Genomic DNA, 12,805 nt, shown 5'->3' on the forward strand with positions numbered 1-12,805 from the left:
TCGTTCCTCATCGAAGCATCCTCGTCAGAAAAGCATTAGTCTCGATGCAAATCAAGGAGACAACGATGCCTGCAAGGACCATTCTCGGCGCCGCGCCTGCTCGCCGGCCGTTCCCGTTCATTGTCTTGCGGCGCTTGCGGCTGCGGCTCCTGAAGCGGTGGTACGACCGTCATCTGCAGCGTCTCGACCTCGCCGAGATCGACGATCATCTGCTGCGGGACCTTGGCCTGACACCTGAAGACGTCCGCCGCGAATGCGCGAAATCGTTCTGGCAGGCATGATCAGCGAAGGATTTGCCTAGCATATCGATCTTCGGAACGTTTCGATCCGGCTCGAACTGTGACCGCAAGAAAACATCCACCGCCAAGGAGGCGAAAATGACCATCACCTGCTTCATCCGCTACGAGATCGATCCGTTCGGCAAGGCGGCGTTCGAGGAATATGCACGCAATTGGGGGCAGGCGATCCCGCGCTGCGGCGCCGATCTGATCGGCTATTTCGCGCCGCACGAAGGCTCGGCCACCACGGCTTATGCCGCCTACAACATCGACAGTCTTGCGGCCTACGAAGCCTACCGCGCCCGGCTCGCCGCCGATCCCGCCGGTAAGGCGAATTACGAGTTCGCCCGGCGGGAAAAATTCATCCTGAAGGAGGACCGCACCTTCCTCAAGCTGGCCTCCGGGCCACATGCTCCTTTGGTGAAGCCATGATCGCCGTCATCTTCGAGGTCGAGCCGGCGGCGGGCATGCGCGATGCCTATCTCGGCATCGCCGCCGATCTGCGCCCACTGCTCGACGGCATCGACGGTTTCCTGTCGATCGAGCGCTTCCAGAGCCTTGCCGATCCGAACCGCATCCTGTCGCTGTCCTTCTGGCGCGACGAGGATGCGGTGAAGGCCTGGCGCAACACGCAGGAACATCGGCAGGCGCAGAAGGCCGGGCGCGGCGGTATCTTTGCGGACTATCGTTTGCGCATCGCTCATGTCGTGCGCGATTACGGCCTGACCGAACGCGCCGAGGCGCCTCAGGACAGCCAGGCGATGAATGGTTAAGGACTGTTAAGCATTCCCGATCAGCACCCCTGCCGCAAACACCAGCGCGCCACCTAGCACCACCTGGAAGGCGGCGCGCCAGAATGGTGTCTGCATGTAGCGGTTCTGCACGAAGGCGATCGCCCACAGCTCGAAGAAAACCACCACGGCGGCGACAATGGTCGCCGTCCAAAAAAGCGGGATGAGATAGGGCAGCGCATGGCCGAGCCCGCCCAGCGTCGTCATGACGCCGACAGTCAGCCCGCGTTTTGCCGGCGAGCCGCGGCCAGATAATTTGCCGTCGTCGGAAGCCACCTCGGTGAAACCCATCGAGATGCCAGCGCCGATCGAGGCGGCAAGCCCGACCAGAAAGGTCTGGAACGTATCATGCGTGGCAAAGGCGGCGGCAAAGATCGGCGCCAGCGTCGACACCGAGCCATCCATCAGCCCGGCCAGCCCCGGTTGCACATAGGTCAGGATGAACTGGCGCTGCTCGGCCGCCGCCTCTTCGTCCTTGACCGCGCCCGGCACATGCTTTTGCTCCAGCCGCTGCGCCAGTGTCTCGTGGCCCTGTTCTGCGATCGCCAGGTCGTCGAGCAGCTTTCGCGTCGACGCATCGCCTGTGCGTTTGGCCGCCTCGATATAGAACAGGTAGGCTTGGCGCTCCATGGCCTCGGCCTGGCTGCGCACATGATCGATGCCGAGCGGCCTCACCAGCCAGTCCGGCTTGCGCTCGTAATAGCCCTTCACATGTTCGCGCCGGATCAGCGGTATGCGCTCGCCGAAGCGCTTGCGGTAAAGCTCGATCAGCGAATCGCGATGGCCGTCCTCCTCCTCCGCCATCTCCTCGAACACCTTGGCCGATTGCGGAAAGCTCTCCGCCAGCCCGTCGGCATAGGCGCGATAGATGCGCCCGTCATCCTCCTCGGAGGAGATGGCGAGCGCCAGGATCTCCTGTTCCGAGAGCGATTCGAAGGGACGGCGGCCGAAGCCGAAAACGCGGGAAAGCATGAGAAATTCACCCTAGTTTAGAATAGTTCTAATTATGGCTTCGCGCGTCGCCGGTCAATCGTGTGCGCTCCACTCATCTGCTCAAAAGTATCGACTTCGAAACCGAACGAGGCATCGTTGCTATCGGCAAACGTTCACCTATATAATCGAATCTGAACCAAGAGAAAGGAACCCGCAGATGCTGGAAAAACAGCAGCCGTTTGACCCCAAGCCGGTTCTCGACCTGATCGCTAACATCGAGGCGGACTTGCAGCGCCTGAAAGGGCTGGTCGAGCAGCAGGTCGAAAAATTTGATCCCGCCAATCCGCATAACAAGGCTCCCGACGGCAAGTTGACCGAGGAGGGCGTCGAGTGCTGCTATCGCCTGTTCGACGAGGGCAAGTCGCGCTATTCGGTCGCCCAACAGATGAAGATCTCCTTCGCCGCTGCCACCCATCGCTTCAACACCTGGCGCAAGATCGGCGGCCCCAAACGGCAAAAGACGCTGTTGGGGTAGGGGCGGCCGGCAATGCCGGTAAATCGGCAGCGATTTGTCGAAATGACGAATGCATGGCGGAGGGCGGAGGAGAGGTGGGTGACAGTCACGCCCCACTCCTGCCTCCAAGTCGAATTGTAACGGTCACATTTTTCATTGGTGCGCGGCTTCCCTTTCCGTGCACCATAGGCAGTCTCATCTCTTGCAGGACCCAGCCATGATCACCCCTCCCGGCATCGCCGATATTCACAGTGCAGCAGCGCGATTGTCCGGACTGATTGTCGAAACGCCGCTGATCGAATCGCCGGAGTTGAACAATCGCTTCGGCGCCAGGATCCTGTTCAAGCCGGAGACGTTGCAGCGCACCGGCTCGTTCAAGTTCCGCGGTGCATACAACAAGCTCTCCTCGCTCTCGGCGGAAGAACGCGCCCGCGGCGTCGTCGCCTTCTCGTCGGGTAATCACGCGCAAGGCGTTGCCGCCGCAGCGGCGATGTTCGGCGTCAAGGCCGTCATCGCCATGCCCGCCGATGCGCCGGCGATGAAAGTCGGCAATGTCAGGAAGATGGGCGCGGAAGTGATCACCTTCGACCGGGTCCGCGACGATCGCACTGCCGTCGTCCGTTCTTACGTGGAAAAGGGCATGGTCCTGGTGCCGCCCTATGACGATCCGGCCATAATCGCCGGCCAGGGCACGATCGGCCTCGAATTGATGCGCCAAGCAAGAGCGCTTGGCGTCAGCCTCGATGCGGTAGTGGTTCCCTGCGGCGGCGGCGGGTTGAGCAGCGGCATTTCGATCGCGGTCAAGGACGCCTCGCCGGGCACCGCCGTCTGGGCCGTGGAACCCGAGCATTTCGACGACACACGCCGCTCGCTGATCAAAGGCGCCAGGGTGTCGAACACGCCCGGCCACACCTCGATCTGCGATGCCCTTCTCGTCGCCGAGCCGGGCGCCATCACTTTCGAGATTAACCGCAAGAATCTCGCGGGCGCCATCGCCGTTTCCGACAAGGCGGTGGCACAGGCGATGCGCGATGCGATGGCTTGTCTGAAGCTGGTGGTCGAACCCGGCGGTTGCGTCGGCTTGGCCGCGCTGTCGTCAGGCGAGATCGACCTTGCCGGGAAATGCATTGCCGTGGTGCTCTCCGGGGGCAATGTCGATCTCAGCACCTATGCCGAGATCATTGCTGCCAGCTAAGATAGCAACCAATTCCAGGTCATGTGCCGGTTCGAGGCGCTCGAGCCTCCGTTGCGCCCAGCCGAACCGGTACCCTTCAAAGACTGAGATCAATGAAACTGTTCTTCAGCCGCAATCCCAATCCTCGCCTCGCGGTCGCGGTGGCACGGTATCTCAACGTCAAGGTCGAGTTTGAATTCGCCTCTCCCTTCGCTCCGGGCCAGGCCGAGCGATTTCGGCCGCTCAATCCAAATCTTTCATTGCCCATCCTTATAGGTTCGGGAAAAAGCCTATGGGAGGCCGACGCCATAGCCTGTCGGCTTTCGCGCGATATGCATTCGGATTTCTGGCGCGCTGGCGACGACGAGCCCGAGATGATCCGATGGCTGAGTTGGGGGAAAGAGAACTTCGCAAGAGCCTGCGATGTCGTGCATTTCGAACGCGGGACCAAACAGCGCTATGGGCTCGGCCCGATCGATCAGGCGCGGGTTGAGGAGGGCCTGAGCGACTTCCGCACGGCCGCTGCCATACTTGATGCCGAGCTTTCTGAGCGAGAATGGCTGGTCGGCGCTTCGGTTTCCTATGCCGACTTTCGAATGGCGACGTTTCTGCCCTTCAACGATGTCGCCCGATTGCCGCTCGATGACTATCCCTCTGTCAGTCGCTGGTATCTTGAACTCGAAGAAATCGACGCCTGGCGCGATCCCTTCGAAGGGCTCAATGCGCCTGAATTGACACCGGTCCCGGGCCAGGCCAAGTCCGTGTAAATCTCGATCATTTGCACAAGCGGATCGAGTTCGACCCTAATCCAGCGTCCGGCGGAACCGCACCAGCGCAATACCGGCGAACAGCGCCACGAACACCACCAGCCAGCCGATTTCCGTTGCCACCGCCGGCAGCTCGGCGCCCTTCAGCATCACCGCGCGGATGATGCGCAGGAAATGCGTCAGCGGCAGCACCTCGCCGAAAATCTGCGCCCAGTCCGGCATGCCGCGATAGGGAAACATGAAGCCGGACAGCATGATCGACGGCAAGAAGAAGAAGAAAGTGAGCTGCAGGGCCTGCATTTGCGTGCGGGCGATCGTCGAGATCGTGTAGCCGAGCAGCACCAGCGCCAAGACGAAGATAAGGACCGCCGTCAACAGCAGCGACATCGACCCGGTGAAGGGGATGGCAAACAGAAGCTTCGAGGCTGCCAGCACCACCAGCACCTGCACGGCGCCGACCGCCAGATAGGGCAGCACCTTGCCCAGCATTATCTCGAGCGGGCTGGACGGCATCGCCAGAAGGTTCTCCATCGTGCCGCGCTCGGTCTCGCGCGTCAGCGCGATCGAGGTCATCATCACCATCGTCATCTGCAGGATGACGCCGAGCAGGCCGGGCACGATGTTGTATTGTGAGACGGCTTCCGGATTGTAGCGCCGGTGCACCACCACCTGGAGCTGGCCCCGGGCAGCTTCGGCCGCCGTCTCCTGCATACCGCGTGCCCTGAGCAGCGCCTGATTGGCGACCGTGCCGAGCGTCGAGATGGCGCCGCTGGCGACGGCCGGGTCGGTCGCATCCGCCTCGATCAGGATCTGCGGGCTGTCGCCGCGCTCGACCCGTCGGGCAAAATCGGCGGGAATGGTGACGACGAAGGCGACGTCGCCGCGCGCCATCAGGAATTCGGCTTCGGCGGCACTTTGCGCAACATGGTCGAAGCGGTAATAGCCGGTGGTCTGCAGCGCCGAAACCATGGCCCGCGTGTAAGGATCGCTGCTCATCGTCACCAGCGCTGCCGGCAGGCTCTTCGGATCGTTGTTGATGGCATAGCCGAACAGCACCAGCTGCATCAGCGGTACGCCGAGCATCATGGCGAAGGTGATGCGGTCGCGCCGCATCTGGATGAACTCCTTGATCAGCAGCGCGCCTAGCCTGGCGAACGAAAAGATGCTGTCTATCCCATTTTTCATCCCATGTTGTCCTTCGAACCGGACATGAACTGGATGAACACATCTTCCAGGCTGGTCTCGCCGGGCGTCACCGTAACGCCCTCGTGCTCTTTCTCGACATCGGCGAGCGCTGCCTGAAGTGCCGTCCTGTCGGAGCCGACGACATGCAGCGTCGCGCCGAACGGCGCCACCTGGTCGACGCCGGGGCGGCCATGAAGTGCGGCAGCGACCTGATCGAGCCGTGGCCCTTGCAGGACGAAGGTGGTCAGCCCGGCATTCCTCACCACGTCCTCGACCGTGCCGGTGGCCAGCATCTTGCCGTAGGAGATGTAGCTGATGCGGTGGCAGCGCTCGGCTTCGTCCATGTAGTGGGTGGAGACCAGCACGGTCAGGCCGCCGCTCGCCAGCCGGTGGATCTCGTCCCAGAATTCGCGTCGCGCTTTCGGGTCGACGCCCGCCGTCGGTTCATCGAGCAGCAGCAGTTTCGGCTTGTGCATGATGCAGGCGGCCAGCGCCAGCCGCTGCTTCCAGCCGCCGGACAGGGTGCCGGCCAACTGGTTCCTGCGCGATGTCAGGCCGAGCTCCTCAAGCGTCTTAGCAACGTGCTCGTCGAGCGGCGTCAGCCGGTAGAGCCGTGCCACGAATTCGAGATTCTCGCCGATCGTGAGATCTTCGTAGAACGAGAATCTCTGCGTCATGTAGCCGACTTCGCGTTTGATCCGCAGGCTGTCGGTGCGGATGTCGAAGCCCAGAACGGTGCCTTCGCCCTCATCCGGCGTCAGCAAGCCGCACATGATGCGGATGGTCGTCGTCTTGCCCGAGCCGTTCGGCCCGAGGAAGCCGACGATCTCGCCCTCGGCCACAGCCATAGTCACATGATCGACGACGGTCTTGTCGCCGAAGCGTTTGACCAGGCCGTGCACGTCGATGACGTTCATTTTCCGATGTCCGCCAGATCGACGTCGACGATCTGCCCGGGCTGCAATGCGCTGGCGTCGCCCTCCGGCCGCGCTTCGACCAGATAGACCAGCTTTTGCCGGGTCTCGAGCGAGTAGATCACCGGCGGCGTGAATTCCGGATCCGGCGACACGTAGCTGACGCGAGCCTTCACGCCCGATCCGCAGCCGTCGCAACGGACGTTGAGCAGCGTGCCGACGTCGACCGAGGAGAACGCGCTTTCCGGCACATAGACGCTGAGCTTCACCGCGCCATCCGGCAGCATGGAGATGACCGGCGCGGTCGGCCCGGCCGTGTCGCCAGGATAGCGGATGACATCGTTGACCCGGCCGGGCGAGGGCGCCGTCAGCACGCGCTTCGACAGCCGCCATTGCGCTTGCTCCAGCGCCGACTGCGCCTGCCTGACCTGATTGTCGGCGGCCTTGATCGTCTCCGGCCGTGCCGGCAGGCCGCCGACGGCGAGATTGGCCTCCGCCTGGCCGACCTGCGCGTTGGCCGTCTCCAGCGTCGCGGAAGCCGTGTCGTAGTCGGCCTGTGTGCCGGTGCCGCGTTTGAACAGATCGCTGGCGCGGATGTAACGGCGTTTGGCGTCGGCGGCTTGCGCCTTGGCCATGTCGAGCTGCGCCTTGAGCACCGCAATCTCTTCAGGCCGCTTGCCGACCTGCAGGTCGGCAAGTTGCGCCTGGGCCTGCGCAAGGGCCGCCTCGGCTTGTGCGATGGCGATCTTGGCGTCGGCGTTTTCCAGCGTCACCACCGGCGTGCCGGGCGCGACGCGGTCGCCGCGCTTGACCGCAATCGTCTCGACCTGCGCCACCTCGATCGGCGCGAGCAGGACGTAGTCGCCCTCGACGTAGCCGACGGCGAGCGGTGCTCCCGGCGCGCAGGCGCTGAAAAGCTGGGCGGCAAGCGGCAAAGAACAGAGCAGGCTCATGATCCACGATCCTTCCGGACAGCCAAATCGCGCCGAGCCAAAATCGCGCTGAGATTATCCGTCACCACCGCCGCGATCTTTCCGGCCTCGTCATTGCCGATCTCGCGCCAGCCCATGCGGCGCATAACCGCCTCGCGGCCGATGCGGAAATAGACGACCTGGCCAATCAGCGTGAACACGGTGAGTTTTGTGCGCTCGCTCTCGGCCGGCTCGCCCGTCGCCTGTTCCCAGATCAGGCAGAACCGGTTATGCGCCGGTTCGAACACGCCGTCATAGATACGGTCGAGCGCCGCGGTAGGATGCGACAGCTCGCGCAGGACGAACTGTACAATCTCGCCGGCTTCCGGCCTTGCCGCGATGAAGGCGACCATCCGCTCCAGTGCGACGGCTAAATGTGCCCGCGCGGCCTCGGTGTCGGCCAATGCCGCGACCGGCGCCTGCAGATTGCCGATCGCCTGGCCGGCAACGGTCTGGATGGTGTCGACGATGTAGTCGGCCGCCGCGTTGCGGAGCCCTTCCTTGCCGCCGAAATGATAGGCGATCGAGCCGATATTGGCCTTGGCCTCCGCCGCGATCTGGCGCGTCGAGGTGCCGTCGAAACCTTGCCGTCCGAACAGTTTCAACGCCGCGCGGACAAGTGCCGCCCGCGTCATATCGGCGGCGGTCTTGGGCGCCTCATGAGGAAGGCCGCTGGCGCTGGGCGATTTGATCATGGCCAACAATTTAATCAATCGAATGATTAAAGTCAAGTGCGGTCAAGCGGCTTGCCAACTCTGGCCGTGCGCGCTTTAGTGCCTGGCCATGGGCAAGGAAATCGAGCGTAAATTCCTGGTCTCAGGTGAGGAATGGCGGGCAATGGTCGAGGCGGACATTCATATCCGTCAATTCTATCTTGTCGCCGAACCCAGCCGTACGGTTCGTGTCCGCATCAGCAACGATGCGGCCGCCAAGCTGACGCTCAAGTTCGGCAGCCAGGCACGCGAGCGCGATGAATTCGAATATCCGGTACCTTTGGCGGAGGCGCAGGAGATGCAGGCCTTTGCCATCGGACATGTCATCGAGAAGACACGCCACCATGTTAAACATCGCGGCTATCGCTATGAAGTCGATGTCTTCGGCGGGACGCTTGCGGGGTTGGTGATCGCCGAGCTCGAGACGCCGGATGATATACAGGACGAAATGCTGCCAGATTGGCTCGGCCGTGAAATCACCGGCGAGCCGAGATTTTACAACGCGTCGCTCGCCCTTGGGGGGATTCCGGAGATCGTCGCATGAGCTTTCGTATCGATCCGCGCATGTCGCTGACCGGAGAGGTCAGGCGCATCCTCGCCGAGGAGATCGGCAAGGTAATCGACCATCTGAACGCGGCGCGTGACAGGCCCGAACCGGGGCTGCACAAATGCCGCAAACGGCTGAAGAACGTCCGCGCCTTGCTGCGCCTTGTCCGTTCCGGAGACGAAACATTCTGCGTGACGGAGAATCGGTGCTACCGCCAGGTGGCGGCCCTGCTTGCCGGCCCGCGCGAGGCGACCGCGCTGGTCGAAACAATCGACCGGCTGGCGGCAAGCTTTCCCGAGCAAAGTGCCGCCGATGGCCTCGGTGCCGTGCGTGACAGGCTCGTCGCGCGCCAGCATGAACTGCATGGCGGAGCAGGCCTCGATGCTGCGATAGGCGCGGCGATTTCCGCTTGCGAGGAAGGTGTCGCCCGGATCGACAAGCTCGCTCTGCCCGACCAGCCGGAGCAGGCTGCCGACGTGCTCGCCGAAGGCGCGCGCACCACTTTGCGCCGCGCCAGGAAAGCGCTGGACAGGGCGGCTTCGCGCGGCGAAGCCGATGACTTTCACGACCTGCGCAAGGCGGCCAAGACGCATGGCATGCACCTGTCGCTGCTCGGCCGGCTGTGGCCGACGCCGATCAAAACGCGGCGCAGGGCCGTCGACGAATTGGGCGAGCGGCTCGGCGAGCTGCACGATGTGTTCGTCATGCGCGCGCTTCTCGATGCCGAGGACCAGCCACTCGGTCCTGCTGAAGAGACGCGGTTGCTTGCCAAGCTGCTGAAGCGTTCGGAAAAGAGCCTGAAAAAGACCTGCCTCGCCGAGGCGGCCGAGCTTTTCGGCGACAGCCCGAAGCGCTCGACGAGGAAGTTCGCCCGTAAGGCGCGCGAAGATCTCACAGTTGCGCACGAAGACGCCGGCACGCCTGGCGTGGGCTGATCATGGTCTAACTTGCCGCCCTGTGGTAATCGCCGTCTGGCATGACCGAGCCCGGCGACACGCTTCTGGACCGACTTGGCCGCTGGCTTGCCGGCCGGCTGCAGGAGGAATCGTCCGGCTACGAGCCTTACACGCCGTCGGACGCCGAAACGTTGCGCCGCACGCTCGAGCCCGGCGACATCCTGCTCATCGAAGGCAACCAGAAGATCTCGGCGGCGATCAAATACCTCACCCAGTCGACCTGGTCGCATGCCGCCTTCTATATCGGCGATGCATTACCGGAGCCGGAGGACGGATCGGAGCGGCGGCGCCTGATCGAGGTCACGCTCGGCGATGGCTGCATCGCCGTGCCGCTGTCGCGCTATCGCAGCTACAACACCCGCATCTGCCGGGCGAGTGGCCTGGCTCCGGACGATCGCGAAGCGGTCGTCGCGTTCATGATCGGCAGGCTCGGTCTCAGATACGATCTCAGGAACATATTCGACATGCTGCGCTACTTCTTGCCGACGCCGCCGGTGCCGGTGCGCTGGCGCCGCCGCATGCTGGCTTTCGGTTCCGGCGACCCGACGCGCGCCATCTGCTCGTCGCTGATCGCCGAGGCGTATGGCCTGATCCGCTACCCGATCCTGCCGGAGATTACCCGGGCGCCTGGCCGTGCCTCGGCCCAGTCGAGCTTTTCGCGCAGGGAAATCCTGCACATCCGCCATCACTCGCTCTACACGCCGCGCGATTTCGACCTGTCGCCCTATTTCCGTATTGTCAAGCCGACGCTGGAATACGGCTTCGACTACCGGCAGATGGTCTGGGATGACAAGGTGGCGAACAAGACCGCCGAATAGCCGCTCGATCTTGTGTTTGAGCAGGGGACCTTCTGAGAACCGGTTTGCGGCCGATACTCAGGGGTAAGAAGCTCAGTCAGACTGGCTGCCGCCAACAGCCCGGACTCGGTCGTTCTGCATTTTGACCTAGGCCGGCAGACGTCGTCCGTTTGCGGCAGCCGCAACTCGATCGTCCGTCCGTGCGCCTGCGTCGCGCGGATGCGGCCCGATCGGCATGATCACCGGGAACGGCGTTGCGCCGAACGCAAACGTCCATTTGTAGCCGACCAGTCGGTCTTCAGGCGTCGTGTGCTGGTCGTGATGAGCAAGCAATTTGGCGCGCTCCGCCAATTCCTCCGCCTCGCGCCTGACCATTTCCGCCGTTTCCGGCCGCATCCGCCTGGAGAAGCTGACGAACGTCGACTCGCGCTCAAGATGGGTGATGGCCCAGCCGATGAAATTCTTGTTAGTCGTCTCGAACAGCGGCCGCAATGGCCCCTCGAAATTCCACTGGATCGGCGCCTCGATCAGCAGCCTTGCCGACAGGCCGCGACCGAGCGCGACCAGGCCGAGTTCCTCGAGCTCGCGCAGATAGAGGAACATCGAAGCCTCGCTCAGCCCTTGTGAGCGCATGATGCCTTCGGGCGTGAATTTCTCGGAAAGCATGACAAAGACGAACAGCAGTGCCGGCCGCCCGGCGAGCTTGCGCTCGATCTCCGGCGCGATCTGGTTGGCGGGTCCTGGTCCTCTGTTCATAGAGCCGAGCACGTTCTCCAACTCTACGCCGGCGGCAGTGCAGATCTCCATCAGCCGGTCGAGCTTGCAGTTGCGCTCGTGGAAGATGCGCTTCACCGTCGGCTCGGAAACACCCATCCGCTCGGCGAGGACGCGATAGGTGATGCCCTTTGCCTTAAGCGTCCGCTTCAGCGCTTCGAAGATCAGGCCGTTCATGGGATGCACCTCTTTTGCACGATTTGGTATCAGCCTTCGGTACTAGTCCTGATAGCTCTTCCCGAAAAGTATCGAAAGGCCTAGCTCTCCGCCAGTCCATTACAGGAGACTAGCCATGAAGAGCCGCTTCACCTCGATACTTCTCGCCCTGGTCGGCATCGCCGCCGCGCCGGCAGTTCAGGCCGCTGAACTCTGGCGCACCGGCGGCCTCGAGCAGCCTGAATCGGCGCTGTTCGACGCCGCCGGCCAGCGCGTTGTCGTCTCGAACATCGTCGGCAATCCCGGCGAAGCCGACGGCAACGGCTATCTGTCGATCCTGTCGATGGACGGCAAGCTCGTCACGCAACACTGGACCGACGGCATGGACGCGCCCAAGGGCATGGCGATTGTGGGCGGCAAACTCTACGTCGCCGACCTCACCCATGTGCGCGTCGTCGACCTCGCAAGCGGCAAGCTAACATCGACGATCGACGTGCCGAACGCGGTCTTTCTCAACGACATGACCGCTGATGCATCCGGCAAGGTCTACGTCACGGATATGCTTGCCGATACGATCTATCGCATCGACCGCGACCGGCCCGAACTGTTCGTCAGGGATGCGGCGCTTGCTTCGCCGAATGGCATCTTCGCCGATGGCGGCCGGCTGATCGTCGCTTCCTGGGGCAAGGGCATCAAGCCCGACTTCAGCACCGCGGAGCCGGGCGGCCTGCTCTCGGTCGATCTTGCTACCAAGGCCGTTTCGCCACTGGCTGGCGCGGAAAAGTTTGCCAACCTCGATGGCGTCGTTGCCATCGGCGGCAGCATCTACGCCACTGCCTATATGACCGGCACGCTCTACCGCTACAAAGCCGGCGGCACGCCGCAAGCGGTTGCGACGTTCAAGCCGGGCAGCGCCGACATCGGCACCGACGGCAGGTCGACAATCTTCGTGCCGCTGATGAACGAGGGCGAGGTCTCAGCGTTGGGCCTCGACTAAGCCGGCGTTGCCAGTTCAGGCGACGGGCGCGGCTCTCCTCAGCTGCGCCCGCGCATCCGTGATCGAGGCGCATAAGTCACCAGCGGCCGCTTGACGCCGTGGTTGATCAGCACGCGGCGTATCCTGCGGTGAAGCGCCTGATATAATGAAGCGAACGCCGGCGCGGCTCGCCTTGTGGGCCCGCGCCCTCGATGACATTGGCTGCCGTCGAATCGAAGAACGGCACGGCCGAACAGTCGAGGATGAAGTTCCTGCGCTGGCGTGGTCGGCGACGTCTTCCTGCACCAAGGATTGATGATCTGCCTCCAAACATGCAGCACTCTTTGCCAGCCGATGCG

Annotated in this window: 16 protein-coding genes and 1 pseudogene; 10 read left to right on the forward strand and 7 right to left on the reverse strand. The window is 63.1% G+C overall.

Going from position 1 to position 12,805, the window contains the following annotated elements; translation table 11 throughout:
• The first annotated feature begins 65 nt into the window (after positions 1–65).
• From NKI41_RS16600 to NKI41_RS16610, 3 genes are all read left to right on the forward strand, one after another.
• Entirely contained in the window at positions 66–281 is a 216-nt protein-coding gene (locus NKI41_RS16600; RefSeq protein WP_352683672.1) for a DUF1127 domain-containing protein, read from the forward strand.
• Positions 282–377: 96 nt separating this feature from the next.
• A complete protein-coding gene (locus NKI41_RS16605) occupies positions 378–710 on the forward strand; it encodes an NIPSNAP family protein (protein WP_352684016.1) in 333 nt (110 codons plus the stop codon).
• On the forward strand, positions 707–1,051 hold the full coding sequence (locus tag NKI41_RS16610) for an antibiotic biosynthesis monooxygenase family protein (protein WP_352684018.1): 345 nt from the start codon (positions 707–709) through the stop codon (positions 1,049–1,051). Before NKI41_RS16605 ends, NKI41_RS16610 begins: the two co-directional genes overlap by 4 nt.
• A 6-nt stretch (positions 1,052–1,057) precedes the next feature.
• Here NKI41_RS16610 and mbfA read toward each other — a convergent pair whose 3' ends face one another.
• The gene (mbfA, locus tag NKI41_RS16615) at positions 1,058–2,041 is read right to left on the reverse strand and encodes an iron exporter MbfA (protein ID WP_352473594.1); all 984 of its coding nucleotides are present in this window, start codon (positions 2,039–2,041) and stop codon (positions 1,058–1,060) included.
• Positions 2,042–2,219: 178 nt separating this feature from the next.
• On the opposite strand from mbfA, the gene NKI41_RS16620 reads away from it, so the two are divergent.
• From NKI41_RS16620 to NKI41_RS16630, 3 genes are all read left to right on the forward strand, one after another.
• The gene (locus NKI41_RS16620; RefSeq protein ID WP_352451855.1) at positions 2,220–2,537 is read left to right on the forward strand and encodes a hypothetical protein; all 318 of its coding nucleotides are present in this window, start codon (positions 2,220–2,222) and stop codon (positions 2,535–2,537) included.
• 196 nt (positions 2,538–2,733) lie between these two features.
• Positions 2,734–3,711, forward strand: a complete 978-nt coding sequence (locus NKI41_RS16625) for a threonine/serine dehydratase family protein (RefSeq protein ID WP_352684020.1) — start codon at positions 2,734–2,736, stop codon at positions 3,709–3,711.
• Between the two features lie 92 nt (positions 3,712–3,803).
• Positions 3,804–4,457 (forward strand): glutathione S-transferase family protein, encoded by a 654-nt coding sequence (locus NKI41_RS16630; RefSeq protein WP_352684022.1) that lies wholly within the window; start codon positions 3,804–3,806, stop codon positions 4,455–4,457.
• Between the two features lie 36 nt (positions 4,458–4,493).
• Here NKI41_RS16630 and NKI41_RS16635 read toward each other — a convergent pair whose 3' ends face one another.
• From NKI41_RS16635 to NKI41_RS16650, 4 genes are read right to left on the reverse strand one after another with little or no spacing between them, the layout of a single operon-like run.
• Positions 4,494–5,630 carry an ABC transporter permease gene (locus tag NKI41_RS16635; protein ID WP_352473617.1) on the reverse strand — a complete coding sequence of 379 codons (1,137 nt, stop codon included), beginning with the start codon at positions 5,628–5,630 and terminating at the stop codon, positions 4,494–4,496.
• Positions 5,631–5,638: 8 nt separating this feature from the next.
• Complete coding sequence (locus NKI41_RS16640) at positions 5,639–6,559, reverse strand: ABC transporter ATP-binding protein (RefSeq protein ID WP_352684024.1); 921 nt, start codon at positions 6,557–6,559, stop codon at positions 5,639–5,641.
• Entirely contained in the window at positions 6,556–7,509 is a 954-nt protein-coding gene (locus NKI41_RS16645; protein WP_352684026.1) for an HlyD family secretion protein, read from the reverse strand. The genes NKI41_RS16640 and NKI41_RS16645 overlap by 4 nt, the downstream gene beginning before the upstream one ends.
• The gene (locus NKI41_RS16650) at positions 7,506–8,222 is read right to left on the reverse strand and encodes a CerR family C-terminal domain-containing protein (RefSeq protein ID WP_352684028.1); all 717 of its coding nucleotides are present in this window, start codon (positions 8,220–8,222) and stop codon (positions 7,506–7,508) included. The genes NKI41_RS16645 and NKI41_RS16650 overlap by 4 nt, the downstream gene beginning before the upstream one ends.
• 88 nt (positions 8,223–8,310) lie before the next feature.
• Between NKI41_RS16650 and NKI41_RS16655 the strand changes: the two genes are divergently transcribed.
• From NKI41_RS16655 to NKI41_RS16665, 3 genes are read left to right on the forward strand one after another with little or no spacing between them, the layout of a single operon-like run.
• Entirely contained in the window at positions 8,311–8,784 is a 474-nt protein-coding gene (locus NKI41_RS16655) for a CYTH domain-containing protein (RefSeq protein WP_352539804.1), read from the forward strand.
• Complete coding sequence (locus NKI41_RS16660) at positions 8,781–9,722, forward strand: CHAD domain-containing protein (RefSeq protein ID WP_352684030.1); 942 nt, start codon at positions 8,781–8,783, stop codon at positions 9,720–9,722. Before NKI41_RS16655 ends, NKI41_RS16660 begins: the two co-directional genes overlap by 4 nt.
• A gap of 41 nt (positions 9,723–9,763) precedes the next feature.
• A complete protein-coding gene (locus tag NKI41_RS16665; RefSeq protein ID WP_352684032.1) occupies positions 9,764–10,561 on the forward strand; it encodes a C40 family peptidase in 798 nt (265 codons plus the stop codon).
• A gap of 126 nt (positions 10,562–10,687) precedes the next feature.
• On the opposite strand, the gene NKI41_RS16670 is transcribed toward NKI41_RS16665, so the two are convergent.
• Positions 10,688–11,491, reverse strand: coding sequence for a helix-turn-helix domain-containing protein (locus NKI41_RS16670; RefSeq protein ID WP_352451850.1), 804 nt, complete (start codon positions 11,489–11,491; stop codon positions 10,688–10,690).
• Positions 11,492–11,606: 115 nt separating this feature from the next.
• Between NKI41_RS16670 and NKI41_RS16675 the strand changes: the two genes are divergently transcribed.
• The gene (locus tag NKI41_RS16675) at positions 11,607–12,467 is read left to right on the forward strand and encodes an SMP-30/gluconolactonase/LRE family protein (protein WP_352684034.1); all 861 of its coding nucleotides are present in this window, start codon (positions 11,607–11,609) and stop codon (positions 12,465–12,467) included.
• Positions 12,468–12,482: 15 nt separating this feature from the next.
• On the opposite strand, the pseudogene NKI41_RS16680 reads toward NKI41_RS16675, so the two are convergent.
• A pseudogene (locus tag NKI41_RS16680) lies at positions 12,483–12,732 on the reverse strand (sodium-independent anion transporter); the annotation flags it as partial.
• Between the last annotated feature and the right edge of the window lie 73 nt (positions 12,733–12,805).

The sequence above is a fragment of the Mesorhizobium sp. M0601 genome, from assembly GCF_040320845.1.
In the GTDB taxonomy this organism is placed as follows: Bacteria; Pseudomonadota; Alphaproteobacteria; order Rhizobiales; family Rhizobiaceae; genus Mesorhizobium.